Annotated in this window: 23 protein-coding genes; 21 read left to right on the forward strand and 2 right to left on the reverse strand. The window is 66.8% G+C overall.

The features are described from left to right. The first annotated feature begins 19 nt into the window (after positions 1-19). The 9 genes from ACO2Q5_RS11785 to iolB all read left to right on the forward strand — a co-directional run bounded on the left by ACO2Q5_RS11785 (position 20) and on the right by iolB (position 10,668). Positions 20-1,027 carry an ABC transporter permease gene (locus tag ACO2Q5_RS11785; protein WP_423291200.1) on the forward strand — a complete coding sequence of 336 codons (1,008 nt, stop codon included), beginning with the start codon at positions 20-22 and terminating at the stop codon, positions 1,025-1,027. A 41-nt stretch (positions 1,028-1,068) separates the two neighbouring features. After that, entirely contained in the window at positions 1,069-1,968 is a 900-nt protein-coding gene (locus ACO2Q5_RS11790; RefSeq protein WP_423291202.1) for a sugar phosphate isomerase/epimerase family protein, read from the forward strand. A 10-nt stretch (positions 1,969-1,978) separates the two neighbouring features. Continuing rightward, positions 1,979-2,989, forward strand: coding sequence for a Gfo/Idh/MocA family protein (locus ACO2Q5_RS11795; RefSeq protein WP_423291204.1), 1,011 nt, complete (start codon positions 1,979-1,981; stop codon positions 2,987-2,989). A gap of 9 nt (positions 2,990-2,998) precedes the next feature. Next, positions 2,999-3,784, forward strand: coding sequence for a TIM barrel protein (locus ACO2Q5_RS11800; protein ID WP_423291206.1), 786 nt, complete (start codon positions 2,999-3,001; stop codon positions 3,782-3,784). A 97-nt stretch (positions 3,785-3,881) separates the two neighbouring features. Then, positions 3,882-4,994, forward strand: a complete 1,113-nt coding sequence (locus ACO2Q5_RS11805; RefSeq protein ID WP_423291208.1) for a Gfo/Idh/MocA family protein — start codon at positions 3,882-3,884, stop codon at positions 4,992-4,994. A 7-nt stretch (positions 4,995-5,001) separates the two neighbouring features. After that, entirely contained in the window at positions 5,002-6,918 is a 1,917-nt protein-coding gene (locus ACO2Q5_RS11810; protein WP_423291210.1) for a bifunctional 5-dehydro-2-deoxygluconokinase/5-dehydro-2-deoxyphosphogluconate aldolase, read from the forward strand. Between the two features lies 1 nt (position 6,919). Beyond that, positions 6,920-8,788, forward strand: coding sequence for a 3D-(3,5/4)-trihydroxycyclohexane-1,2-dione acylhydrolase (decyclizing) (gene iolD, locus ACO2Q5_RS11815; RefSeq protein WP_423291212.1), 1,869 nt, complete (start codon positions 6,920-6,922; stop codon positions 8,786-8,788). Positions 8,789-8,885: 97 nt separating this feature from the next. Next, positions 8,886-9,785 carry a myo-inosose-2 dehydratase gene (gene iolE, locus ACO2Q5_RS11820; protein ID WP_423291214.1) on the forward strand — a complete coding sequence of 300 codons (900 nt, stop codon included), beginning with the start codon at positions 8,886-8,888 and terminating at the stop codon, positions 9,783-9,785. 73 nt (positions 9,786-9,858) lie between these two features. Then, the gene (gene iolB / locus ACO2Q5_RS11825; RefSeq protein WP_423291216.1) at positions 9,859-10,668 is read left to right on the forward strand and encodes a 5-deoxy-glucuronate isomerase; all 810 of its coding nucleotides are present in this window, start codon (positions 9,859-9,861) and stop codon (positions 10,666-10,668) included. A gap of 12 nt (positions 10,669-10,680) precedes the next feature. Here the strand turns inward: iolB and ACO2Q5_RS11830 are convergent, their stop codons facing one another. After that, a complete protein-coding gene (locus ACO2Q5_RS11830; RefSeq protein ID WP_423291218.1) occupies positions 10,681-11,589 on the reverse strand; it encodes a LysR family transcriptional regulator in 909 nt (302 codons plus the stop codon). A 137-nt stretch (positions 11,590-11,726) separates the two neighbouring features. Between ACO2Q5_RS11830 and ACO2Q5_RS11835 the strand changes: the two genes are divergently transcribed. The 5 genes from ACO2Q5_RS11835 (at position 11,727) to ACO2Q5_RS11855 (ending at position 15,924) form a co-directional block, all read left to right on the forward strand. Then, positions 11,727-12,365: a phosphoribosyltransferase family protein gene (locus ACO2Q5_RS11835; RefSeq protein ID WP_423291220.1), complete on the forward strand. Its 639-nt coding sequence runs from the start codon at positions 11,727-11,729 to the stop codon at positions 12,363-12,365. Between the two features lie 147 nt (positions 12,366-12,512). Continuing rightward, complete coding sequence (locus ACO2Q5_RS11840; protein WP_423291222.1) at positions 12,513-13,082, forward strand: aminotriazole resistance protein; 570 nt, start codon at positions 12,513-12,515, stop codon at positions 13,080-13,082. 22 nt (positions 13,083-13,104) lie between these two features. Next, the gene (locus ACO2Q5_RS11845) at positions 13,105-14,622 is read left to right on the forward strand and encodes an ABC transporter ATP-binding protein (RefSeq protein WP_423291224.1); all 1,518 of its coding nucleotides are present in this window, start codon (positions 13,105-13,107) and stop codon (positions 14,620-14,622) included. Further along, a complete protein-coding gene (locus ACO2Q5_RS11850; RefSeq protein ID WP_423291226.1) occupies positions 14,619-15,314 on the forward strand; it encodes an energy-coupling factor transporter transmembrane component T family protein in 696 nt (231 codons plus the stop codon). Before ACO2Q5_RS11845 ends, ACO2Q5_RS11850 begins: the two co-directional genes overlap by 4 nt. Continuing rightward, entirely contained in the window at positions 15,298-15,924 is a 627-nt protein-coding gene (locus ACO2Q5_RS11855) for a phosphoribosyltransferase family protein (RefSeq protein ID WP_423291228.1), read from the forward strand. Before ACO2Q5_RS11850 ends, ACO2Q5_RS11855 begins: the two co-directional genes overlap by 17 nt. A gap of 3 nt (positions 15,925-15,927) precedes the next feature. On the opposite strand, the gene ACO2Q5_RS11860 is transcribed toward ACO2Q5_RS11855, so the two are convergent. After that, a complete protein-coding gene (locus ACO2Q5_RS11860) occupies positions 15,928-16,833 on the reverse strand; it encodes a LysR family transcriptional regulator (RefSeq protein WP_423291230.1) in 906 nt (301 codons plus the stop codon). Between the two features lie 145 nt (positions 16,834-16,978). Between ACO2Q5_RS11860 and ACO2Q5_RS11865 the strand changes: the two genes are divergently transcribed. From ACO2Q5_RS11865 to ACO2Q5_RS11895, 7 genes are all read left to right on the forward strand, one after another. Next, a complete protein-coding gene (locus ACO2Q5_RS11865; RefSeq protein ID WP_423291232.1) occupies positions 16,979-18,151 on the forward strand; it encodes a BMP family ABC transporter substrate-binding protein in 1,173 nt (390 codons plus the stop codon). An 11-nt stretch (positions 18,152-18,162) separates the two neighbouring features. After that, entirely contained in the window at positions 18,163-19,245 is a 1,083-nt protein-coding gene (locus ACO2Q5_RS11870; RefSeq protein WP_423291234.1) for an ABC transporter permease, read from the forward strand. Position 19,246: 1 nt separating this feature from the next. Beyond that, complete coding sequence (locus ACO2Q5_RS11875) at positions 19,247-20,170, forward strand: ABC transporter permease (RefSeq protein ID WP_423291236.1); 924 nt, start codon at positions 19,247-19,249, stop codon at positions 20,168-20,170. Positions 20,171-20,177: 7 nt separating this feature from the next. Next, a complete protein-coding gene (locus ACO2Q5_RS11880; protein WP_423291238.1) occupies positions 20,178-20,855 on the forward strand; it encodes a cysteine hydrolase family protein in 678 nt (225 codons plus the stop codon). Further along, positions 20,852-22,399, forward strand: a complete 1,548-nt coding sequence (locus ACO2Q5_RS11885) for an ABC transporter ATP-binding protein (protein WP_423291240.1) — start codon at positions 20,852-20,854, stop codon at positions 22,397-22,399. The genes ACO2Q5_RS11880 and ACO2Q5_RS11885 overlap by 4 nt, the downstream gene beginning before the upstream one ends. An 88-nt stretch (positions 22,400-22,487) precedes the next feature. Continuing rightward, entirely contained in the window at positions 22,488-23,156 is a 669-nt protein-coding gene (locus ACO2Q5_RS11890; protein ID WP_423291242.1) for a cysteine hydrolase family protein, read from the forward strand. Beyond that, the gene (locus ACO2Q5_RS11895) at positions 23,149-23,502 is read left to right on the forward strand and encodes a cupin domain-containing protein (RefSeq protein ID WP_423291244.1); all 354 of its coding nucleotides are present in this window, start codon (positions 23,149-23,151) and stop codon (positions 23,500-23,502) included. The genes ACO2Q5_RS11890 and ACO2Q5_RS11895 overlap by 8 nt, the downstream gene beginning before the upstream one ends. Positions 23,503-23,504 lie beyond the last annotated feature (2 nt).

Raw genomic sequence — 23,504 nt, forward strand, 5'->3', positions numbered from 1 at the left:
GCCGAGGGGAACATCAAAGATGAATGCAACCGTCAAATCCGCTACCCCCGCACGTCGCCTTCCGGCCGAGGTCAACATCCTTCTGGTTCTGGTCGCCATCTCGGCCGTGTTCGAAGTTCTGGGCTGGATCACGCAGGGGCAAAGCTTTCTGTTCAGCTGGCAGCGCCTGTCCATCATGATCCTGCAGGTCTCGGTCATCGGGATCATCGCCGTGGGGGTGACGCAGGTCATCATATCGGGCGGGATCGACCTGTCGTCGGGGTCCGTCGTGGGGGCGGTGGCGATGTTCGCCATGTCCTTCGCGCAGGTTTCGACCTATGCCCGGGCCGTCTATCCGGCATTGACCGACCTGCCCGCCATCGTGCCCATTCTTCTGGGTCTGGCCTTCGGGGCCGTGGTCGGGCTGATCAACGGGCTGCTGATCTCCTACACCAAGATCCCGCCCTTCATCGCCACGCTGGGCACCATGGTCACCGTCCGCGGTTTTGCGAAATGGTATACCAAGGGCCAGCCGGTCAGCTTTCCGACCGAGGATTTTGCCTTCATCGGCTCGGGCATGATGCCGGTGGTGATCTTCATTCTGGTCGCGGCGATCTTCCACATCGCGATGAAATACACCCGCTACGGCAAGTTCATCTATGCCATCGGTGCCAATATGCAGGCGGCCCGCGTCTCGGGCATCAACGTCGAACGGCATCTGGTGAAGGTCTATGTCGTGGCGGCGATGCTGGCGGCGCTGGCCGGGATGGTGGTCGCGGCGCGGGGCCAGACTGCGCAGGCGGGCATGGGTCTGGCCTATGAACTGGACGCCATCGCCATGGCCGTGATCGGGGGCGTGTCCCTTGCCGGCGGGCGGGGGTCGATCATCGGCACTGCCATCGGCATGGTGATCTTCGGCGTCATCATCTCCGGTTTCACCTTCCTGCGACTGGACGCCTATTATCAGGAAATGATCAAGGGCGTGATCATCGTGGCCGCCGTGGTGGCCGATGTCTACCGCCAGAAAAAGCGCGTGAAGAAGGCCTGACCGGGCCTTCCTTCCCCGATACCCCACATCCGGAGCATATCATGAAGATCGCGCTCGATCCTTTCATGCACCGTCACCTCAGTCTGGAAGACCTGCCCTTCAAGGTGAAGGACCTGGGCTTTGACTGGATCGAACTGTCGCCGCGCGGTGATTTTCTGGAATGGTTCAAGGCACCCCGGGTGTTCCCGGACCGCCTTGCCGCCTTCAAGCGCGCATTGAAGGCGGCGGATGTGGGCATCGCCAGCCTGCTGCCGATGTATCGCTGGGCCTCGAATTACGAAACCGAGCGGCAGGCCGCGGTCAGGCACTGGAAACGCGCCATCGAAATCGCCGTCGAACTGGGCGTCGACACGATGAACAGCGAATTCGGCCGCGGCCCGCATCCGGACAAGGGGTCCTGCTATTGCTGCCACACCGGCAGCATGATCGAGGCCTGCGAGGATGCCTGGTGGCGCAGCATGGAGGATCTTGTCCCCGTGCTGGAGCGCGAAGGCATTCAGCTGAACATCGAACCCCACCCCGAAGACTGGTGCGAGACGCTGCAGCCCGCGTTGGACATCATCCGCACGGTCAATTCGAAACGGGTGAAATTCCTCTATTGCGCGCCGCATACCTTCTATTTCGGTGACGACACCAAAGCGATGCTGCGCGAGGCGAAGGATGTGCTGGCCCATGTCCATGTGGGCGACACCTTCAACCACAAGGCCAGTTCCGGTCTGCGCTACATCCTGAACCCGCCGGGCACACAGGCCCGCGTGCACCAGCATCTGAACATCGGTCAGGGCGAGGTGCCGTGGGACGACTTCTTCGGCACCCTGCATGAGATCGGCTTCGACGGGATCATGACCGCCTGTGTCTTTGCCTGGGAAGACAAGGCCGATGCCTCCGGCACGTTCATGCGCCGTGAAATGCAACGCTACATCGACAAATTCTGGAAGTGAGGCCCTCACCATGACCGTCAACATCGGAGTTATCGGCACCGGCGCCATCGGCCGCGATCATGCCCGGCGCATCAATCAGGTGCTGGCCGGCGGCAGGATCGTTGCGCTGAGCGACGTGAACTGCGCCTCGGCCGAGGCGGTGCGGGCCGACATCGCGCCGGGGGCCACCGTCCATGCCACCGGGCAGGAACTGATCGCCAGCCCCGAGGTGGATGCTGTCCTCGTCACGTCATGGGGTGCCACGCATGAGGAATATGTTCTGGCCGCCATCGCCGCCGGAAAGCCCTGCTTCTGCGAAAAACCGCTGGCCACTACGGCCGAAGGCGCCAAGCGTATCGTTGATGCCGAAGTGGCCGCGGGCCGCCGTCTGGTGCAGGTCGGTTTCATGCGGCGCTACGATGCGGGCTATGTCGCGCTGAAAGAGGCGGTGCAGAAGCACACCGGGGCGCCGATCATGGTTCATGCTGCGCATCGCAACCCCACCGTGCCCGAAGCCTATACCACCCCGATGGCCATCCATGACACGCTGATCCACGAGATCGACGTGTTCCGCTGGCTGCTGGAGGATGACTACACCGAGGCCCGCGTGACCTTCCCCCGCGCCTGCGCGCGCACCCATGCCAAGCTGCGCGATCCGCAGATCGTCACGCTGAAGACGGTCAAGGGTGTGGTCATCGACACCGAAATCTTCGTCAATTGCCACTACGGCTATGACATCCAGTGCGAGGTTGTGGGCGAGGACGGCATTGCCCGCCTGCCCGAGCCGATGGCCATTCAGATGCGTCTGGGTGCCAAGCTGCAGAACGACATCCTGACCGACTGGAAGGACCGTTTTGTCGCCTCCTACGACGTGGAACTGCAGGATTTCCTGAAGGCCGCCGCCGCGGGCACGGCCACCGGTCCCACCTCCTGGGACGGTTACATGGCCGCCGTGACCTCGGACGCCTGCGTTGCCGCGCAGGAGCGCGAGGGCGAGGCCGTGGCCATCACCTATCCCGCCCGTCCGGCCCTTTACGCCTGAGGTCCCCCGATGCGCTTTGCCATGAACCACATCACCGCGCCGAAGCAGTCACTGACCGATTTCTTCGCAATGGCGCGGGCACTGGGCGCGACCGAGGTGGAAATCCGCAACGACCTGCCCGATGTGGTGGGGGCGTGGGACCCTTCGGCGGTAAAGGATGCGGCGGCGGCGGCAGGGGTGACGATCCTCTCGATCAACGCGCTTTATCCCTTCAACGTCTGGTCGGGCGATCTGCCAGCCCGGGCATTGGCGATGGCCGACTATGCCGCGGCCTGTGGGGCCAAGGCGCTGGTCATGTGCCCGCTGAACGACGGCACGCCGGTCGCCTTCGACGATCTGGTGGCCGCGCTGGCGGCGATGACACCCATCCTGCGGGACCGCGGCCTGACCGGGCTGGTGGAACCCCTTGGCTTTCCGGTGTCTTCGCTGCGCACCAAGGCCGAGGCGGTCCGCGCCATTCAGGCGGCTGGCGGGGAAGACACCTACCGGCTGGTGCATGACACGTTCCACCACCATCTGGCAGGGGAAGCCGCGTTCTTTCCGGACTGGACCAGCCTTGTCCATATCTCGGGCGTGGCCGATCCTGACGTGTCCGTCGCCGCGATGCTGGACCCGCACCGCGTGCTGGTCGATGCCGCCGACCGGCTGGAGAACATCGCCCAGATCCGCACGCTGCTGGCCGCGGGCTTCGATGGTCCTTTCAGTTTTGAACCCTTTGCACCTGCGGTCCATGACATGCCCGACAGCCGGGCCGCAGTCCAGGACAGCATGGACTTCATCCGCGCGGCACTTTGATCCCAAGGCCCGGGGGCGCTCCCCCCTCTGGGCCGGGCCCCGGCGTCGGGGCAACACTCGCCCCGACGCCAAACTCTCCACTCAGGCGGTTCATCCGATGACGAAGATCCTTCCCTCCTCTCCGCTTGGCGTCGCCCTGATCGGCACCGGCTTTATGGGCAAATGCCATGCGCTGGCCTGGCGCAACGTGGCGGCCACTTTCGGTGGCGCGCATCCCCGGCTGGAGGTTCTGTGCGACCTGCCGGACAGCAAGGCGCAGGGCCTTGCGCAGCAGTTCGGCTTTGCCCGCGCCACCGGCGACTGGCGCGCCGCGGTGAATGATCCGGCGGTGGATGTCGTCTCGATCACCACGCCGAATGGCACCCATCGCGAAATGGCCGAGGCGGCGCTGGCCGCGGGCAAGCATGTCTGGCTGGAAAAGCCGATGGCCCTGACGCTGACCGACGCGCAGGCGATGGCGGATGCCGCCGCGGCCCGTCCCGGTCAGGCCACGATGCTGGGCTACAACTACCTGCGCTCCCCGGCCTTTCAGGCAGCGGTGCGCATGGTGCAGGCCGGAGAGATCGGCACGCCCCGCGCCTTCCGCGGGGTCTATGACGAGGATTACGCCGCCGACCCGGACCTGCCGTGGAGCTGGCGGCACACGCTGGCGGGCGGCGGTTTGGGCGCCCTGGGGGATCTTGGATGCCATCTGATCAGCCAGATGGTCGCGCTGATGGGGCCGGTGGCCGAAGTCACCGCGATCACCGACATTGCCCATGCCACCCGTCCCTCGCCCGAAGGGCCGCGCGCGGTGGAAAATGAGGACAGCGCGCTGGCGATCCTGCGTTTTGCCAGCGGCGCGCAGGGGTCTTTTGCCACCTCGCGCGTGGCCCGCGGCCGCAAATGCCGCCTGCAATGGGAGGTGCACGGCACCCTTGGCACGCTGGTCTTCGATCAGGAGAACATGAACGAGCTTTGGGTCCACCGCGCCGGAGAGGCCGGGTTCACCCGCCATCTGACCGGGCCGGAGCAGCCTGATTTCGCCGCCTTCTGCCCGGCGCCCGGGCACAACTTCGGCTTCAATGAGCAGAAGGTGATTGAGGCACGTGACCTGCTGGCCGCCATCGCGGGCGGGCCGGTGACTGGCCCGGATTTCGCCGCCGGTCTGCAGATCGAACGGATCATTCATGCCATGGCAGCCTCGGACGGCCGCCCGGTGACGTTGTGAGGACGCCATGAAACGACTGGACCTTATCACCATCGGCCGCGCGGGCGTCGATCTTTACGGCGCGCAGGTGGGCGGCCGGCTGGAGGACATGGGCTCGTTCCGCAAGTATATTGGCGGCAGCCCCACCAACATTGCCTGCGGCACCGCGCGGCTGGGGCTGCGTTCGGCGCTGATCACCCGGGTGGGGGATGAGCATATGGGCCGCTTCATCCGCGAACAGCTGGTCCGGGAAGGCGTGGATGTGCGCGGCGTGACCACAGATCCGGCACGGCTGACCGCGCTGGTGATCCTTGGCATCCGCGATCAGGAACAGTTCCCGCTGATCTTCTACCGCGAGAATTGCGCGGACATGGCCCTGTGCGAAGACGATGTTGACGAGGCGCTGATCGCTGACAGCCGGTCGGTGCTGGCCACCGGCACCCATCTGTCCCACCCCCGGACCGAGGCGGCGGTGCTGAAGGCGCTGCGGCTGGCGCGGGCGCATGGGGCAAAGACGGCGCTGGACATCGACTATCGCCCCAATCTCTGGGGCGTGGCGGGCCATGGCGACGGCGAAAGCCGCTTTGTCGAAAGCGCGGCGGTGACGGCCAAGCTGCAGGCGCATCTGCATTTCTTCGATCTGATCGTCGGCACCGAGGAAGAATTCCACATCGCCGGCGGCTCGACCGATACGATTGCGGCCCTGCGGGCGGTGCGGGCGGTTTCCGCGGCCACGCTGGTCTGCAAGCGCGGCGCAAAGGGGGCGGTGGCGTTCGATGGTGCGATCCCGGACGCGCTGGATGACGGGCAGACCGGCCCGGGCTTTCCGATCGAGGTGTTCAATGTGCTTGGTGCGGGGGACGGGTTCTTTTCCGGTCTGATGAAGGGCTGGCTGGATGGCGAGGACTGGCCGCGCGCCCTGGAATATGCCAATGCCTGCGGGGCCTTCGCGGTCAGCCGCCACGGCTGTACCCCGGCCTATCCCAGCCTTGAGGAACTGGAGTTCTTCCTTGCGCGCGGCGTGATCCGCCCCGATCTGCGCAATGATGCGGCGCTGGAACAGATCCACTGGTCCACCAACCGTGCCCGTCGCGGGTTGCCGGACTGGCCGGACTACCGGATCTTTGCCTTCGATCACCGGCTGCAGCTGGAAGAGATGCCGGGTTACACGCCTGCGAAAGGTGGCGCCTTCAAGAAGCTGTGCCTGACCGCGGCGCGGCAGGTGCAGGCCGGACGGCAGGGCTACGGCATCCTTTGCGACAACCGGATCGGGCGCGATGCGCTGCATGCTGCCTCTGGCAGCGGGCTCTGGATCGGGCGACCCTGTGAATGGCCGGGCTCGCGCCCTCTGACGCTGGAACCCGAGCTTGGCGCCGATTGCGGCGGGCTGGAGGCTTGGGCCCGCGAGGATGTGGTGAAGGTGCTGTGCTTCTGCCATCCGGACGACGATGCCGCGACCCGGGCGGCGCAGGAACAGACAGTGCGGCGGCTGTGGGAAGCGGCCCGCCGCAACGATCTGGAGTTTCTGCTGGAAATCATCCCCTCGAAAGTCGGCCCCTGCGATGACACCACGACGGCGACGCTGATCCGCCAGTTCTATGCTGCGGGCATCTACCCCGACTGGTGGAAGCTGGAGCCGATGCAGACCGCCGCGGGCTGGCAGAATGCCATTGCCGCCATTGAGGAGAACGACCCCCACACCCGGGGCATTGTGGTTCTGGGGCTGGACGCGCCGGAGGCCGAGCTGCGCGCTAGTTTCGACGTGGCCGCCGCCTTTCCGCTGGTGCGTGGCTTTGCCGTCGGCCGAACGATCTTTGGCGATGCCGCGCGGCGCTGGCTGGCCGGAGACATCGGTGACGACGAGGCGGTAACGCAGATGACAGAGCGCTTTGCCCGGTTGGCAGGGCTTTGGGATGCGGCCCGCGCCGCAGTGAAGGGAGCGTAAGATGGCAACGATCCGGCTGACCGCCGCACAGGCGATGGTGAAATGGCTCTCGGTGCAGATGACGCCCGAGGGGGGGCGGTTCATCGAGGGGATGTGGGCGATCTTCGGCCACGGCAATGTGGCCGGTCTGGGCGAGGCCCTGCAGCAGGGCCAGCACGGCTCGCTTTGCGGCAATGCGCCCTTCCCCACGTGGCGGGGGCAGAACGAACAGACCATGGCCCATGCGGCGATTGCCTTCGCCAAGGGCCGGGCGCGGCGCCAGGCCCATGCGGTGACCTCCTCCATCGGGCCGGGGGCGACGAATATGGTGACGGCGGCGGCGCTGGCCCATGTGAACCGGCTGCCGGTCCTCTTCGTGCCGGGCGATGTCTTCGCCAGCCGCCGGCCCGATCCGGTCCTCCAGCAGATCGAGGATTTTGACGATGCCACGGTCAGCGCGAACGACTGCTTCCGCCCGGTGGTGCGCTATTACGACCGGATCCAGCGGCCCGAGCAGCTCTTGACCGCGCTGCCCCGGGCGCTGCGGGTGATGACCGATCCGGCGGATTGCGGGCCGGTCTGTCTGGCCTTCTGTCAGGATGTGCAGGCCGAGGCCTTCGACTGGCCCGAGGCGTTCTTTGCGCCGAAGGTCTGGCATATCCGCCGCCCAGAACCCGATCTGCGCGAACTGGAGGAGGTGGCGGCGCTGATCCGCGGGGCCGCACGGCCCGCCATCATCTGCGGCGGCGGGGTGATCTATTCCGGGGCCGAGGCGACCTTGGGCGACTTCGCCACCCGCCACGGCATTCCCGTGGCCGAGACGCAGGCCGGAAAATCGGCACTGGCGCAGGCGCATGAGATGAACTTCGGCGCGGCGGGCGTGGACGGCTCCGCCGCGGCGAATGCGGCGCTGCGGGCGGCGGATCTGGTGATCGGGGTGGGCACACGGCTGCAGGATTTCACCACCGGATCGCGCACGTTGTTCGCGCCGGAGGCACGGCTGGTTTCGGTCAATATCCATGGCTATGACGCGGCCAAGCACGGGGCCACGGCGCTGGTGGCCGATGCGAAAGTGGCGCTGGAGCGGCTGTCCGGGCTGATCGGCGATTACCGCGCACGGCCCGATGCGGCGGCGCGCATGGCCTGGCTTTCCGCGGTGGATGCCAAATGCCAGACCCCGGCACAGCCTGACGACCTGCCCACCGATGCGCAGGTGATCGGCGCGGTGCAGGCGGTCAGCACGGAGGCGACCATTGCCATGTGCGCCGCGGGCACCATGCCCGGCGCGCTGAAGCTGTTGTGGCAACCGTCGCAGGGCGGCTATCATATGGAATACGGCTATTCCTGCATGGGATATGAAATTGCCGGGGCCATGGGCCTGAAGCTTGCCTGCCCCGACCGCGAGGTGATCTGCTTCGTGGGCGACGGCAGCTATATGATGGCCAATGCCGAACTGGCCACGGCGGTCATGCGGCGCATACCCTTCACGGTCGTGCTGACCGACAACCGGGGTTATGGCTGCATCAACCGGCTGCAGCAGGCCTCGGGCGGGGTGGAGTTCAACAATCTCTACAAGGATTGCACCGTCGAGGCGCAGCCCGAGATCGACTATGTCGCCCATGCGGCCAGCATGGGGGCGCATGCGGTGAAGGCAGGGTCCCTGCCCGCGTTGCAGGAGGCGATCCGTGCCGCACGCGGCCGGATGACACCGACGGTCATCGTCATCGACACCACGGCCGTGCCCGGCCCCGGCGCGGGGTTGGAAGGCGCAGGCCAGTGGTGGGATGTGGCGGTGCCGGAAACCGGTGGCCCGGACGGGACGCCCGACCGGCTGGCCCGCGCCTATGCGCGCTACATCGAACAGGCTGCCACCGTGCGGCTGACCAACTGAGGCCGGAGGCGGGGGCCAGCCCCCGCACCCCCGGGATATTTGCACCAGTATGAAAGACGCTTCCGGGCCTGCCCGGCAAAACCCAAGGACTTCCCCCATGATCCGCTTCGGCACAAATCCCATTGCCTGGGCCAATGATGACGATCCCTCCATCGGCGCCGATATTCCGACCGCCCGCATTCTGGACGAGGCGGGGCGGCAGATCGGCTTTGACGGGATCGAGAACGGCCACCGCTGGCCGCAGGACGACCCGGAGGCGCTGCGGGCATTGCTGGCCGGTTCCGGGCTGGTTTTCATCTCGGGCTGGTATTCGACCAACCTGCTGGTGCAGTCGGTGGAAGACGAGATTGCCGCGGTGCAGGGCCATCTGGCCAAGCTGAAGCATAACGGCAGCAAGGTCTGTATCGTCTGCGAATGCTCGAACACGGTGCATGGCAGCCCCGATGTGCCGGTGAACGCCCGCCCCCGGCTGAGCGCGGCGGAAATGGCGGCTTTCGGCGCGAAGATGGAGGCCTTTGCCGCTTATCTGGCGGGGCAGGGCATCACGCTGGCCTATCACCACCATATGGGCACCGTGGTCGAAAGCCCGGAGGAGATCGACGCCTTCATGGCGGCGACCGGACCTGCCACGCATCTGCTGTTCGATGCCGGGCATTGCCGCTTTGGGGGCGGCGATCCCGTGGCCGTGCTGACCCGTCACGCGGATCGTGTCGCGCATTTCCATGCCAAGAACATCCGCCGCGCGGTCTGCGACCGGGTGCGGGCCGAGGACATGTCCTTTCTGCAGGGGGTTCTGGCCGGGGCCTTCACCGTGCCGGGCGATCAGGAGGGCGAGATCGACTTCGGTCCGCTGCTGCGGATTTTGAAAAGTGCGGGCTATGACGGCTGGATCGTGATCGAGGCGGAGCAGGACCCCGACCGGCGCAACCCGCTGCTGTATCAGACCCTTGGCCTTGCCACGCTGAAGCGGCTGTCGCGCGAGGCGGGGCTGATCTGACGCCGCCGCAGGGGGGCCGTCTGCCCCCCCTGCACCCAAGAGGATATTTCTGAACAGATGAAGGGAGGGCCGGATGAGCCCCTTGCAGCGCAAACCCTTTGGACGCACCGGCAAGGTGCATGAGATCACGCCCGTTTCGGCGGGCTGGCGATATGTCGGCTTCTCTCTCTACCGGCTGCGGGCGGGCGAGACGGCAGAGGAGGCGACCGGCGACCGCGAGGTCATTCTGGTGATGGTCGAGGGCAAGGCCTCGGTCACCGCCGCCGGACAGGATTGGGGCATTCTGGGCGACAGGATGAATGTCTTTGAAAAGACGCCGCCGCATTGCCTGTATCTGCCGCCCGCCCAGGGCTGGCGTGCAATGGCCGAGACGGATTGCGTCATCGCCGTCTGTTCGGCCCCGGGCAAGACCGCCGGAGAGGGCGGCGGCCATGCGGCACGGCGGATCGGGCCCGACGGCATTGCCCTGACGCAGCGGGGCGAAGGGCCGAACACCCGCTGGATCAACAACATCGCCATGGAGGCCGAGGATGTGGCCGACAGCCTTCTGGTGACCGAGGTCTTTACCCCCGCGGGCAACTGGTCCAGCTACCCCAGCCACCGCCATGACGAGGACGACTTCCCCCGCATCACCTATCTGGAGGAAACCTATTACCACCGCCTGAACCCCGCCGGGGGCTGGGCGGTTCAGCGTGTCTACACCGACGACGGCACGCTGGACGAGGTGATGGCCGTCCGCGACGGTGACGTGGTGCTGGTCCCGCGCGGCCATCACCCCTGTGGCGCCCCGCACGGGTTCGAGCTTTATTATCTGAATGTGATGGCCGGCCCGCGCCGCAACTGGCGCTTTGTCGCCGCGCCCGAGGTGACACATCTGTTCTGAGCGGTATTGGGGTCACGCCACCGGCGGAGTATCGAACACCGCCTCGAAGCTGCGTTTGGCCAGAATGGCCGCGACGGGCAGCGTGCGGTCGGTGGCGGTGATCAGCGAGAGCGTCATGGCGGGCATCGTCCCGCGCGGGAAAGGCAGGAAGGCCAGTCCCTCTGCGCCCTGCAACGGCGCATCCGGCTGCGCGGCGGCCATGCCATAGCCGGTGCCCGCGCGGACCATGGCGCGCATCAGTTCCAGACTGTTCGTGGTCAGGACCGGCGCGCGGCGGATCTTCGACCGGGCGGCGGCAATATCCATGATGTCGCGCAAATGGGTGCTGGCATCGGGCACCACCGTGGGCCGGGCAAAGAAGCGGTCCAGCGGCATCTGGCCCGGCGTCGCCTCGGCTTCGGGCACCACGGCGCGGGGCAGGAACACCATCTCGCGCGCCACGGTCACCCCGGGCAGCGGCATCGGGCTGAAGGTCAGGCCCAGATCCGCCTGCCCGTCCAGCACCATCTGACGGATGCGCTCCGGCTCGGCCACGGTGGCCTGGAGGGTGATCCGCGGATTGTCGCGGCTGAAGGCGGCCAGCGCCTGCGGCAACAGGCCGGAGGCGATTTCCTGCGGGGCGGCCACGCGCACCTCGCCCCGGCTGAGGCCCTGTAATTCGTCGATCTCGCGGCGGATCGAAGCCAGATCCTTGTGCCAGCCGCGCAGCCTGTGGATCAGCACCTCGCCGGCCGAGGTCAGCCGCATGCCCCGCGGCAACCGTTCGAAAAGGGAAACGCCCAGCTCATCCTCGGCCCGGATCAGCTGCTTGTCGATGGCCGAGGCTGAGATGTGCAGACTGTCGGCGGCTTTGCGGACCGACCCCTGGCGCACGATTTCATCGAGATAATTGCTGAAACGCGAGAAGAAGACCCGTTTCACCCGTCGGCCTTTCCAAACAAGGGATACGGGAAAGCGTTGAATTTTATGCAACGCAATGTCGAGTTTTCACCGTTTGTCAGCCGGGCCGGATCGGCGTTTTCTGCGGGCAACCTGTGCAATTGCCCGGAAATGCGCCGATGCAGCCGATCCTGCCCTATGTCTGGCCCGTCGATGTGGCGGGGGAATCCGTCGATCTGCCGGTTTTCGCGGCGGATGACGGCGGGGCGATTGCGCTTCTGATGGTCATCGACCGCGGGTTGCGGTTCGTTGAACGCACGGGTCGTGCACTGGCCGAGATGTTCCGACCGCTGGCGCCAGAGGTGGTGGTGGGCAGCGCCACGCTTGGCATTCCCGTGGCCATGGAGGTCAGCCGCGCGCTTGGGCTGGACCAATATGTGATCCTGCAGAAATCGCCGAAATTCCACCTCTCCGATGCTTTGGTCGAGGAGGTGCGCTCCGTTACCTCGCGCGGGCCGCAGCGCCTGCTTCTGGACCGGCAGGCGATAGAGCGGTTGCAGGGCCGCCGGGTGGTGGTGGTGGATGATGTGATCGCCACCGGCTCCAGCATGGCCGCCGCCATGCGGCTGGTCCGCCGCGCCGGGGGCGAGGTTCTGGCCGCGGGCACCATCCTGACCGAGGGGCGCGGCTGGCGCAACGCGCTTGGCCGCGATGCCGCGCTGGTGCACCGGCTGGGCCATATCCCGCAGTTCAGCATAACCCGCGGCCGGGCTGAACCCCTGCCCGACAGTCTGGAGCTGCCGGAACCGGCGGGCTGATCCCTTTCCGGGCCGGTCCGTGGCGGCCGGTCCGGAAAGACCCCTGCGCCGGGGAGGCGGCGGCGGGGCAGAAGACCGGGGCCGGAACCGGACCCGTACCGCCACGCAAGGCAACATCCGTCCATTCAGGGAACAGGGACAATCACCATGCAGACCACCACCTCCGCCTCTGACGGGAACACTCTGTTCCCGCTTGTTCTGTCCATCGTCGCCGCCGCGGCGACAGGCGTGCTTTGGGCCTATGCCAACCCGATTCAGCTGGTGCCGGGCGTCATCCAGTGGCGTATCTTCGCCTTTCTGCCGCCGTTGATCGGCATCCTGCTGGGCGCGAAAAGCGGCTTCATCACCGGCTATCTGGGCACCATCGTCTGGTCGCTGCTGGCGGGCACCTTCATTCCCGCGCATTCGCTGATCGTGGACGGGATCATGGTCGGGCTGACGGGCCTTGTGCCGGGCCTGATGTTCGACCCGAAGAAGACGCCCATCACCACGCCGGTTCTGGTGAAGATCGCCGTCGTCTGTCTCCTCGTCGGTCTGGTCATGGTCGCCGCTGTTTCGGCCAGCCTGGCGTGGCTGGGGATTTTCCCGTTCTGGTGGGCCGTCCTCTATCTGGGCCTGTCGGATATCGTGCCCATGATCATCGGAACGCCGCTCTTGATCCTGCCCGCCATCAAGATCCTGACCGCCGCCCATCCCGCCGGGTTCAAGCGGTTCTGAGACCGGACAGAAGACCAAGACCATGCTGAAGGCCGACCGACTGACCCTTGGCTTTGATCCGTCAAAGCCCGTGATCCTTGACGCGACATTCGAGGTGGGGCCGGGCGAAAGTTTGCTGGTCTGCGGGGCGACCGGCAGCGGCAAGACCACGCTGATGGCCGCCGCGACCGGGGTGATACCGCGGCTGGTGCCGAACCCGGGGTTCTCGGGTTCGGTGTCGCTTGCCGGGGTGCCGCTGGCCGATCTGCCGAAGGATCGCCTCTTCGCGGCCTTGGGCTATGTCTCGCAGAATGTCGAGGATCAGCTTTGGGACCTGGGGGTGGAGGATATCGTCGCCTTCCCGCTGGAGAACCGGGCGCTCCCGCGGGTGCAGGTCCGTGCGCGGGTCGCGGCGGTGCTGACCCGGCTGCAACTGACCCATCTGGCCGGGCGACGGGTGCTGACGTTGTCGGGCGGGGAACGGCGGATGGTCGCCATTGCCGCGGCACTGGCCGCCGGGCCGCAGGCGTTGGTCCTGGACGAACCGACCACCGGGCTGGACCCAGAGGCGCGGGCGCGGCTGCGGGGCGTGCTGACCACCGATCTGGGGCCCGAGACTGCCGTTCTGATCGCCGATCAGGACGCCGCCGCCTTTGCGGGCGCGGTGGACCGGATCGCGCTTCTGTCCGGCAGGCACCTGCCACCTGCAGAACCTGCGGCGGGCCTGATGCAGGAACCGCAGCGCTGGCGCGAGGCGGGGCTGCTGCCGCCGTTCCCGGACCGTCGCAGCCGCTCCATGGCCACAAAGGGGGCGGAGCTTTTGCGGATAGACGGGCTGACCACACGGCTCGCGCGCCCGGACGGAACGCCGGTGCTGCGCGACGTGGCGCTGTCCTTGCAGGCGGGAGAGACGGTCGCCGTTCTGGGCCGCAACGGGGCGGGGAAGACCACGCTCTTCAAGGCGCTGCTGGGCCTTTTGCCGGTGGCCGCCGGGCGTATTGCCATCGAAGGCACCGCGGCCGAGGGCTGGACCACCGCCCGCCGCGCCCGCCGCATCGCCTATGTGCCGCAGAACATGCGGCAGATCCTGTTCAACCTGACGCTGGCGGATGAGATGCTGTTCGCCATGACCGCCCGCACCGGCGGGGCCGATCCCGCCCTGCGCGTCCGCGCATCCGAAATTCTGGCCCGCTACGATTTGGCCGGGATGGAGGAAGCGAACCCCTTTGCCCTCTCCGCCCGCCAGCAGGGCCAGCTGGGTCTGGCCTGCGCCGATGCCGCGGGCGCGCCTGTCGCCATCGTGGATGAGCCGCTTCTGGCCCGTGACCTGCGTGGCCGGGCGCTGCTGGAAAGCTTCATCACCACTATGCGCGACACGGGCCGCGCGGTCATGGTGATCACCCATGATCTGGAGCTGGCCGATGACATTGCCACCCGGCTGGTGATCGTGGGCGGCGGCGGCATCGCCTATGACGGGCCGGTCGATGCGGGCTGGTCCTCGCCCGCCTTTGCCGCGCTTGGCTGGGACCTGCCCGCCGGATTGCAGAAAGCCCCCGCATGACCGGCCTGCATGAACTGAATTTCTTCGTGAAGCTGGCCGGGGCCTTTGCGGTCATGGCCATCGCATGGCTGGTGCCCGACTGGCGTTTTGGCCTGCCCTTGGCGCTGCTCAGCCTTGCCGCGCTGGTCGTGCTGCGGGTGCCGGGCCTGCGGGGCTATCTGAAGGGGGCGGGGCTTCTGACGCTTCTGGTCGTGGCCAGCTGGGTGCTGAACCTCTGGCTGCAGGGCATGGCGCCCGCCGCGGCGCTGCCGGTGGCCGTGGGTGCTGCGGCCCGGCTGGTGACCACCACCGCGGCGTTCTTCTTCGTGATGGAGACCTCTTCCCCCGGTTCCATTCTTGGCGCCTGTTCCGCCGCGCGCCTGCCGCCGGTGGTGACGCTGGTGCTGTCGCTGACCTTCGGCATCATCCCCATGCTGCGGGATGAGTTCGAGCGGATCGCCGATGCGCAGCGCGCCCGCGGGATGGAGATTGACGACGTGGGCTTCGTCACCCGGCTGCGCTTCGCGCTGGCCCGCGGGGTACCGTTGCTGGTGCAGGCGGTGCGCATGGCCCATGCCATATCCTTTTCGCTGGCGATCTATGGCTTTGACCTTGGCCGCAAGCGCACGACATGGCGCGAGGTGGGCCTGATGGTCGAACCTCGCCTGACCTTTCCCCCCGCTGAAGGAGCCGCCGATGGCCGACCCCGCTGACCGCCAGATCTGGACCGTCGATGTTCAGGGCTATGCGCTTGACCTGCCCATCGTGCCGATCAAGCCGGATTTCGCCATCTCGTTGATGATGGTCATCGATCTGGGGGTGAAATTTGGCGCCCATATCGGCGCGAAACTGGCCGAGGTGCTCGCGCCCCTGCGCCCCGATGTGATCGTCGGGCCTGCGACCTTGGGCATTCCGGTCGCTATCGAGGTGACGCGGGCGCTTGGGCTGGACCGCTATGTCGTGTTGCAGAAATCGCCCAAGATTCATCTGGGCGATGCGCTGGAACAGAAGATCACCGCCATCACCTCCAAGGGGGAACAGCGGCTCTTGCTGGACCGTCAGGCGCTGCCCCTGCTGGCGGGAAAGCGGGCGGTGGTGGTGGATGATGTGGTCGCCTCCGGCGGCAGCCTGTCGGGCGCATTGGCCCTTGTGCGGCAGGCCGGGGCCGAGGTCGTCGGCATCGGCACCATCCTGACCGAGGCGCATGACTGGCGCGAGAGGCTAGGCCCCGATGCCGCGCTGGTGCGGGCTTTGGCCCATATTCCGCAATTCACCCGGCCCGACCCTGCGGCCCCGTGGCAGCCGATTCCCGACAGCCTGTAGCCCCTAACCGTCGAACCGGCTTTCCAGCGCGCCTTCGACCTGTGCCGCGAATTTCGCCGCGGCCACGGGCAGGGTGCGGCCGCGCAGCTGGCACAGATAAAGCCGCCCCTCGGGCACATCGCGGGTGTCCACCGGGCGAGAGATCACGCCTTCGGCGCTGGCCCCGCCGGGCAGGCCAATGGGGATCTGGAAGCTGATCAGCTGTTCCTGCGCGGGATAGCGGCGGAGGAAGTCGAAATTGTCGGATTCCAGCGCCACCCGCAACCGGACCGAGACGCGCTGAAGTGCAAGGTCAATCAGATGCCGCACGCCATATTGCGCGGTAGGCAGGCCGACCGGAAAGGCCGCGCAATCGCGCAGGCGCAGCACCTCTTTCCCGGCCAAGGGGTGATCCGCCGCCATCACCGCATGAATGGTCTGCCGCACGGTGGACAGGATCTGCACCTCGGACAGGCGGATCGGTTCAAAGATCAGCGCGATGTCGGCCGCATGTTCGACCAGCGCCGCCTCGGCCGCGGCACGGTCGCGCAGATGGACGGCAAAGCTGACGCCGGGATGGTCGCGCCGGTAGCGACCGATCTGCTCCGGCATGAAGAACGGCAGCAGCGCCTGCGAACAGGCGAGCGCCACATGCCCGCGCCGTTCGCCCGCCAGATCGGCCAGCTGGCTGCGCAACCGCTCGAAATCGGAGGCTTGGTTGCGCAGATGGGTGACCAGCAGCTCGCCCGCGGTGGACAGCCGCACCCCACGCGGCAGCCGTTCGAAGATCGGCAGGCCCAGTTCCTCCTCCAGCGCCAGAACCCGCCGGTTCAGCGCGGTGGAGGTGATGGCCAAAGCCTCGGCCGCTTTGCGGATCGACCCGGCACGGGCAATGACGTCGATAAATTGATGCGGCGACAGGCTGTGCATAAGTGGTGCGTTTCTTGCAGCGGTTGGCTGCAAAGTTAGCACAAGACAGCATCGGTTCAATTCCTCATTCTGCACCGCAGAGAGACGAGCGGGGCGAGTCGCACAGCCGGAAAGCGCCCCCGGACCCCTGACATGGAGACGCCGAATGACCGACTTCCGACCTGTCCTTGCCCGTTCCGATCTGTCCCCGTCCACCCTGACCCGCCCCACCCTGACCCGGCGTGGCCTTTTCCGCGGTGCGGCGGCATTGGGCGGGATGGCGGCGCTGTCCGGCCTGCCGCTGTCCGCCCGGGCGCAGGGGGCGCTGACCGTGGGGTTCATCTATGTCGGTCCGCGGGACGACTTCGGCTATAACCAGTCCCACGCCCTTGGTGCGGCGGCGGTGAAGGCCATCGAAGGCGTCACCGTGGTCGAGGAAGAGAACGTCCCCGAGACCAGCGACGTGCAACAGTCGATGGAATCCATGATCAACTTCGATGGCGCGCGGCTGATCTTCCCAACCTCCTTCGGCTATTTCGACCCCCATATCCTGACGCTGGCCGCCAAATACCCCGAGGTGCGGTTCGAACATTGCGGCGGCATGTGGACCGAAGGAAAGCATCCCACGAATGTGGGCAGCTACTTCGGCTATGTCGGCATGGGCCAGTATCTGAACGGCATCGCCGCGGGCCATGCGTCGAAGACCAAGAAGATCGGCTTTGTGGCGGCCAAGCCCATTCCGCAGGTCCTTCTGAACATCAACTCCTTCCTGCTGGGCGCGCGGGCGGTGGACCCGACGATCACCTGTCAGGTGATCTTCACCGGCGAATGGTCGTTGGCGGTGAAAGAGGCCGAGGCCACGAATGCGCTGGTGGATGCGGGCTGCGATGTCATCACCTGCCATGTGGACGGGCCGAAGGTCGTGGTCGAAACCGCGGCCGGTCGCGGCGCCTTTGTTTGCGGCTATCATGCTGACCAATCCGCGCTGGCACCGGAGAAATATCTGACCGGGGCGGAATGGAACTGGGCCAAGGTCTATACCGACATGGTCACCGCCACACTGGCCGGAACGCCGATCCCCAATTTCGTCCGCGGCGGTCTGGCAGACGGCTTCATCAAGATGTCCCCCCTTGGCCCCGCCGTGCCCGAGGCCGGGCGCGCCCAGTTCGAGGCCGTGAAGGCCGAGATCGAGAAGGGCAGCTTCAGCGTCATCAAGGGCCCGCTGAAGGACAATGCCGGCAATGTCGTCGCCACCGAAGGGCAGGCCTTCCTTGAGACCGATCCGGTGCTTGAGGGGATGGGCTACCTTGTCGAGGGCGTCATCGGCTCCACCTCGTAAGGGCCGGGCCGATGGCGGTTGCGGAAACCATGGTGCAGACGGGCGGCGGCGGGGCATGGCTCCGCCGGGCCGAGCCGGTGGCGATCCCCGTGCTGGCGCTTCTGGCGGGGTTGGCGGTCTTCGGGCTGTTCCTGCTGACGCAAGGCAGGTCGCCCTTCGCCTTTCTGGCCTATGTTTGGCAGGGGGCGTTCGGGTCGGCCTTCTCATGGCAGAACACGCTCAGCCGCGCCGCGCCCCTGCTGATGGCGGCTTTGTGCGTGGCGCTGCCCGCAAGGCTGGGGTTGGTGGTGATCGGCGGCGAAGGCGCCATCGTGCTGGGCGGCGTGGCCGCCGGGGCGATGGCGCTACCCTTGGCGGGGATGCCCGGGCCGGTCGGCATTCCGCTGATGGCGCTGGCCGCGATGGTCGCGGGCGGGATCTGGATCGGCCTTGCCGGGGCGCTGCGCCACTATCGCGGGGTGAACGAGACAATCTCCAGCCTCCTTCTGTCTTACATCGCCATCGCGCTGATGAACCATCTGGTCGAAGGTCCGCTGCGCGATCCCGCCAGCCTGAACAAACCCTCCACCGCGCCGCTGGATGAGGCATTGCGGGTGGGCATGCTGCCCGGCCTGTCGGTCCATTGGGGGCTGGCCTTCGGTATCCTCGCCTGCATCCTGTGCTGGGTGCTGATCGAACGCACGACTTGGGGCTTTGCCGCCCGCATCGCCGGGGGCAATGTCCGCGCGGCGCAGGTGCAGGGCCTGCCGGTGGGCAAGCTGATCCTTGGCTTCACCGCCTTGGGCGGGGCCTTTGCCGGGCTGGCCGGATTCTTCGAGGTGGCGGCGATCCACGGTTCCGCCAATGCCAGCCTTGCCGCGGGCTATGGCTATACCGGCATCCTGATCGCCTTTCTGGCGCGGCACAATGCGCTGGCCATCATTCCCGTGGCCATCCTTCTGGCGGGGTTCGATGCCTCCTCGGGCCTTGTGCAGCGGCGGATGGACCTGCCCGATGCCACCATGGCCGTGCTGCAGGGCATCGTCTTCATGGCGATCCTGATGTCCGACGCCGCCTATGGCCGTCTGGCGATCTTCAAACCCAAGGGGGGCTGAGATGGACAATGACCTTGGCCTCTGGGCCGTGCCCCTTGCCGTGATCGGCGGCGCGATCCGGGTATCTACCCCCATCCTCTTCGTCTCGCTGGGCGAGACTCTGACCGAACGGTCGGGCCGCATCAACCTGGGGCTGGAGGGCACACTGGTCTTCGGCGCCATGGCCGGATACGCCACCGCCGTCCTGACCGGCAGCCCCTGGGCCGGCGTTGTGGTCGCAGCCATCGCGGGGGCGGTCTTCGGGCTGGTCCACGGGCTGATCTGCTCCATGCCACGGGTGAACGACATCGCCATCGGCATCGCCATGATGCTACTGGGCACCGGTCTGGCGTTTTACTTCGGCAAGCCCTTCATCCAGCCGGTGGCCCCCGACCTGCCCGCCATCCCCTTGGGCTGGTGGAGCGATCTGCCCCAGGTGCAGGCGGCGCTGAATGTGAACGTGCTGTTCCTCCTCGGGATTGTCTCTGCCCTTGTCATCGCATGGGTGTTGCGGTCGACGAAGCCGGGGCTGATCCTGCGCGTCGTGGGTGACAGCACCGATGCGGCCCGTGCCATGGGCCTGCGCCCGGCGGTGATCCGCACCATCGCCACCGCCGTGGGCGGGGCCTTTGCCGGGGTCGGGGGCGCCTATCTCTCGCTTTATTACCCGGGCAGCTGGAACGAGGGGATTTCCTCGGGGCAGGGGCTGATGGCGGTGGCGCTGGTGATCTTTGCGCGCTGGTCGCCGGTCAACTGCTTCTGGGCGGCGCTGTTGTTCGGCGGGGCAGGCGCGCTTGGCCCGGCGCTGCAATCGGTGGGCGTTACCCAAGGGTATTACCTGTTCTATGCCGCACCCTATGTCCTGACGCTGGGCGTTCTGATCGCCACCTCCTCCCCCACGCGGGCCATGACCGGCGCGCCGGGTGAACTTTCCATCACGAAATGAGGGCCAGATGACCACGGTTCACTCCACCCCCTATGCCTGGCCCTGGAACGGCGACCTGCGGCCCGAGAATACCGCGCTGATCATCATCGACATGCAGACCGATTTCTGCGGCAAGGGCGGCTATGTCGATATGATGGGCTACGACCTCAGCCTGACGCAGGCCCCCATCGGCCCGATCAAGGCGGTGCTGACTGCGATGCGCGAAAAGGGCTTTCACATCATTCACACCCGCGAAGGCCACCGCCCCGATCTGGCCGACCTGCCGCCGAACAAGCGCTGGCGCAGCCAGCAGATCGGCGCGGGCATCGGCGACCCCGGCCCCTGTGGCAAGATCCTGATCCGCGGCGAACCCGGCTGGGACATCATCCCCGAACTTTACCCCCTGCCGGGCGAGGCGATCATCGACAAACCGGGCAAGGGGTCGTTTTGCGCGACCGATCTAGAGCTGATCCTGAACACCCGGGGCATCCGCAACCTGATCCTGACCGGGATCACCACCGATGTCTGCGTTTCCACCACGATGCGAGAGGCGAACGACCGCGGTTTCGAATGCCTGATCCTGTCGGATTGCTGTGGTGCGACCGACCCGGCGAACCACGCCGCCGCGCTGAACATGGTGAAGATGCAGGGCGGCGTGTTCGGGGCCGTCAGCGACAGCGCCAGCCTTATTGAGGCGCTGTCATGAAGCCCCCCGTCGCCGGCATCGGCGCCGATCCCCTGCCCCCCGGGGCGCTGGAGGTGGAGACCATCGGCATGACCATGCGCTTCGGCAGCTTCACCGCGTTGGAGGATGTGTCGATCCGCGTGGCGCCGGGCACGTTCCATGCGCTTCTGGGTGAGAATGGCGCGGGCAAGTCCACGCTGGTGAAATGCATCATGGGGTTCTACCACGCCACGCAGGGCCAACTGCTGATCGGCGGGCGCGAGGCGGTGATCGCCGATCCCCGCGATGCCCGCGCGCTTGGGATGGGGATGGTCTACCAGCATTTCACGCTGGTCCCCTCGCTGACCGTGGCTGAGAATCTGGTGATCAGCCGCGCCGATGCGCCCGGGATCATCGACTGGACCCGCGAACGCGCCGCGCTGGAGGCGTTCATGGCCGCCATGCCGTTCCGGGTGCCGCTGGATCAGCCGGTGAACCGTCTGGCCGCGGGCGAAAAGCAGAAGCTGGAGATCCTGAAGCAGCTGTATCTGGGCAGCCGTTTCGTCATCCTGGACGAACCGACCAGCGTCCTGACCCCGGATGAGGCGGATGAGGTGCTGGGCCATGTCCGCGGGTTGTGCAGCGCGGGCGAAATCTCGGTCCTGATGATCACCCACAAATTCCGCGAAGTGACGGCCTTTGCCGACGACGTCTCAGTCCTGCGGCGCGGGCGGCTGGTGGGGCAGGGCCGGGTGGCCGATCTGACCCACGAGCAGATGGCCGCCATGATGATCGGCGCCGAGAAAGAGGTGCGGCCGGTGGAACGCCACGGCACCCCCGGCGCCCCGGTGCTGGAGCTGACAGGTATTCGCGCCACCGACCGGTCCGGCCTGAAGGAGATTGCCATCGACGGCCTTGTCGTCCGCGCCGGTGAGATTGCCGGGATCGCCGGAATCTCGGGCAACGGGCAGATGGAGCTGATGGAGGTGCTGACCGGCCAGCGCCCCTTTCGCAGCGGTGAAATCCGGGTGGAAGGCCAGCCCTACCGCGCCACGAGGGGAGAGGCGCAGGCCCATGCCGTGCGCTACCTGCCCGAGGAACCCCTGAAGAACGCCTGCGCGGCCCGGATGAGCGTCACCGACAACATCGCTTTCCGCGATTTCGACCGCAGCGGCACGGGCGGGCGGTTCTGGCTGGACCCCGCCGGAATGAAACGGCGCGGGCGCGAGCTGATCGCTGCCTTCAAGGTCAAGGCGGCTGAGCCGGAGGGGCCGATTGCGGCGCTGTCGGGCGGTAATGTCCAGCGCGCGGTTCTGGCCCGCGAACTGACCGGGGAGGTGCGGCTCCTGATCATCTCGAACCCCTGTTTCGGGTTGGATTTCGCTGCCGTGGCCGAGATCCGCGCCCGGATCGTGGCAGCCCGCAATGCGGGCGCCGCGGTCCTGTTGATGAGCGAGGATCTGGACGAGATCATGGAATTGTCCGACCGCATTCTGGTGATGAGCGAGGGGCGGATCGGCTATGAGGTGGCAGCCGCAGAAGCGAACCTTGCCGAGATCGGGCACCATATGGGAGGGCATGCCTGATGGGTGCCGTTGCCGCGGGGGCGCTGCCCCCGTCCGCCTCTGGCGGACTCCCCCGGGATATTTATGAACAGATGAAAGGGGTAGTGTGATGGGTTTGATTGCGGGTGCGCTGCCCTTTGCCTTTGATCTGGATCCGGCAATGACGGCGGTGATCGTCATCGACATGCAACGCGATTTTGTCGAGCCGGGCGGGTTCGGTGCGTCGCTTGGCAACGATGTCACCCGGCTTCAGGCGATCATTCCGACGGTGGCCGCGCTGATCGCGGGGGCACGGGCGGCGGGGGTGCCGGTGATTCACACCCGCGAATGTCACCGGCCGGACCTGTCGGACCTGCCGCCCGCGAAGCGCGACCGGGGCAGTCCCGCGCTGCGGATTGGCGATCTTGGGCCGATGGGGCGGGTGCTGATCGCCGGAGAGCCGGGTGCCGATATCGTGCCCGAGCTGGCGCCGCTGCCCGGAGAGATCGTGCTGGACAAGCCGGGGAAGGGCGCGTTCTACGCCACCTCCTTGTCTGAGGATCTGGCCCGGCTGGGGGTGAAGACGCTGATCTTTGCCGGGGTCACCACCGAGGTTTGCGTCCAGACCACCATGCGCGAGGCAAATGACCGGGGGTTCAGCTGTCTGCTGGCCGAGGATTCGACGGAAAGCTATTTCCCCGACTTCAAGGCCGCGACTTTGGCCATGATCCGGGCGCAGGGGGCGATTGTCGGCTGGACCGCCCGCACCGCCGAAATTCTGGATGCGCTGCATGGCTGATCCGCTGCATGTTCCGAACCTTTTGCAGAACTGGCGGGAGCGCGCCTTTCTGCCCTTCCGCGACGGGGTGGAAATCTGCCCGCTTCTGGAAGGGGCGCCCGGTGTCGCGCTGTTGCGCTATGCCCCCGGTGCGGGCGTGCCGCGGCACCGGCATCCGGGGATGGAGACCATTCTGGTGCTGGAAGGTGTGCAGAGCGACGAGCGCGGCGATTATCCGGCCGGGTCGCTGATCCTGAACCCCGAGGGCACAGCGCATGCGGTCTGGTCCGGGCCGGGCTGCACCGTGCTGATCCAGTGGAACCGGCCGGTGGAATTCCTGCCGGACAACGGCGCGCCGGAGATTTGAGA

Source organism: Neotabrizicola sp. VNH66 (assembly GCF_049445895.1).
GTDB lineage: Bacteria > Pseudomonadota > Alphaproteobacteria > Rhodobacterales > Rhodobacteraceae > Pseudogemmobacter.

Bases quoted from the DNA above. Each gene is read 5' to 3' on its own strand.
- ACO2Q5_RS11785 (WP_423291200.1), top strand. From the start codon at position 20: ATGAATGCAACCGTCAAATCCGCTACCCCCGCACGTCGCCTTCCGGCC.
- ACO2Q5_RS11790 (WP_423291202.1), top strand. From the start codon at position 1,069: ATGAAGATCGCGCTCGATCCTTTCATGCACCGTCACCTCAGTCTGGAA.
- ACO2Q5_RS11795 (WP_423291204.1), top strand. From the start codon at position 1,979: ATGACCGTCAACATCGGAGTTATCGGCACCGGCGCCATCGGCCGCGAT.
- ACO2Q5_RS11800 (WP_423291206.1), top strand. From the start codon at position 2,999: ATGCGCTTTGCCATGAACCACATCACCGCGCCGAAGCAGTCACTGACC.
- ACO2Q5_RS11805 (WP_423291208.1), top strand. From the start codon at position 3,882: ATGACGAAGATCCTTCCCTCCTCTCCGCTTGGCGTCGCCCTGATCGGC.
- ACO2Q5_RS11810 (WP_423291210.1), top strand. From the start codon at position 5,002: ATGAAACGACTGGACCTTATCACCATCGGCCGCGCGGGCGTCGATCTT.
- iolD (WP_423291212.1), top strand. From the start codon at position 6,920: ATGGCAACGATCCGGCTGACCGCCGCACAGGCGATGGTGAAATGGCTC.
- iolE (WP_423291214.1), top strand. From the start codon at position 8,886: ATGATCCGCTTCGGCACAAATCCCATTGCCTGGGCCAATGATGACGAT.
- iolB (WP_423291216.1), top strand. From the start codon at position 9,859: ATGAGCCCCTTGCAGCGCAAACCCTTTGGACGCACCGGCAAGGTGCAT.
- ACO2Q5_RS11835 (WP_423291220.1), top strand. From the start codon at position 11,727: ATGCAGCCGATCCTGCCCTATGTCTGGCCCGTCGATGTGGCGGGGGAA.
- ACO2Q5_RS11840 (WP_423291222.1), top strand. From the start codon at position 12,513: ATGCAGACCACCACCTCCGCCTCTGACGGGAACACTCTGTTCCCGCTT.
- ACO2Q5_RS11845 (WP_423291224.1), top strand. From the start codon at position 13,105: ATGCTGAAGGCCGACCGACTGACCCTTGGCTTTGATCCGTCAAAGCCC.
- ACO2Q5_RS11850 (WP_423291226.1), top strand. From the start codon at position 14,619: ATGACCGGCCTGCATGAACTGAATTTCTTCGTGAAGCTGGCCGGGGCC.
- ACO2Q5_RS11855 (WP_423291228.1), top strand. From the start codon at position 15,298: ATGGCCGACCCCGCTGACCGCCAGATCTGGACCGTCGATGTTCAGGGC.
- ACO2Q5_RS11860 (WP_423291230.1), bottom strand. From the start codon at position 16,833: ATGCACAGCCTGTCGCCGCATCAATTTATCGACGTCATTGCCCGTGCC.
- ACO2Q5_RS11865 (WP_423291232.1), top strand. From the start codon at position 16,979: ATGACCGACTTCCGACCTGTCCTTGCCCGTTCCGATCTGTCCCCGTCC.
- ACO2Q5_RS11870 (WP_423291234.1), top strand. From the start codon at position 18,163: ATGGCGGTTGCGGAAACCATGGTGCAGACGGGCGGCGGCGGGGCATGG.
- ACO2Q5_RS11875 (WP_423291236.1), top strand. From the start codon at position 19,247: ATGGACAATGACCTTGGCCTCTGGGCCGTGCCCCTTGCCGTGATCGGC.
- ACO2Q5_RS11880 (WP_423291238.1), top strand. From the start codon at position 20,178: ATGACCACGGTTCACTCCACCCCCTATGCCTGGCCCTGGAACGGCGAC.
- ACO2Q5_RS11885 (WP_423291240.1), top strand. From the start codon at position 20,852: ATGAAGCCCCCCGTCGCCGGCATCGGCGCCGATCCCCTGCCCCCCGGG.
- ACO2Q5_RS11890 (WP_423291242.1), top strand. From the start codon at position 22,488: ATGGGTTTGATTGCGGGTGCGCTGCCCTTTGCCTTTGATCTGGATCCG.
- ACO2Q5_RS11895 (WP_423291244.1), top strand. From the start codon at position 23,149: ATGGCTGATCCGCTGCATGTTCCGAACCTTTTGCAGAACTGGCGGGAG.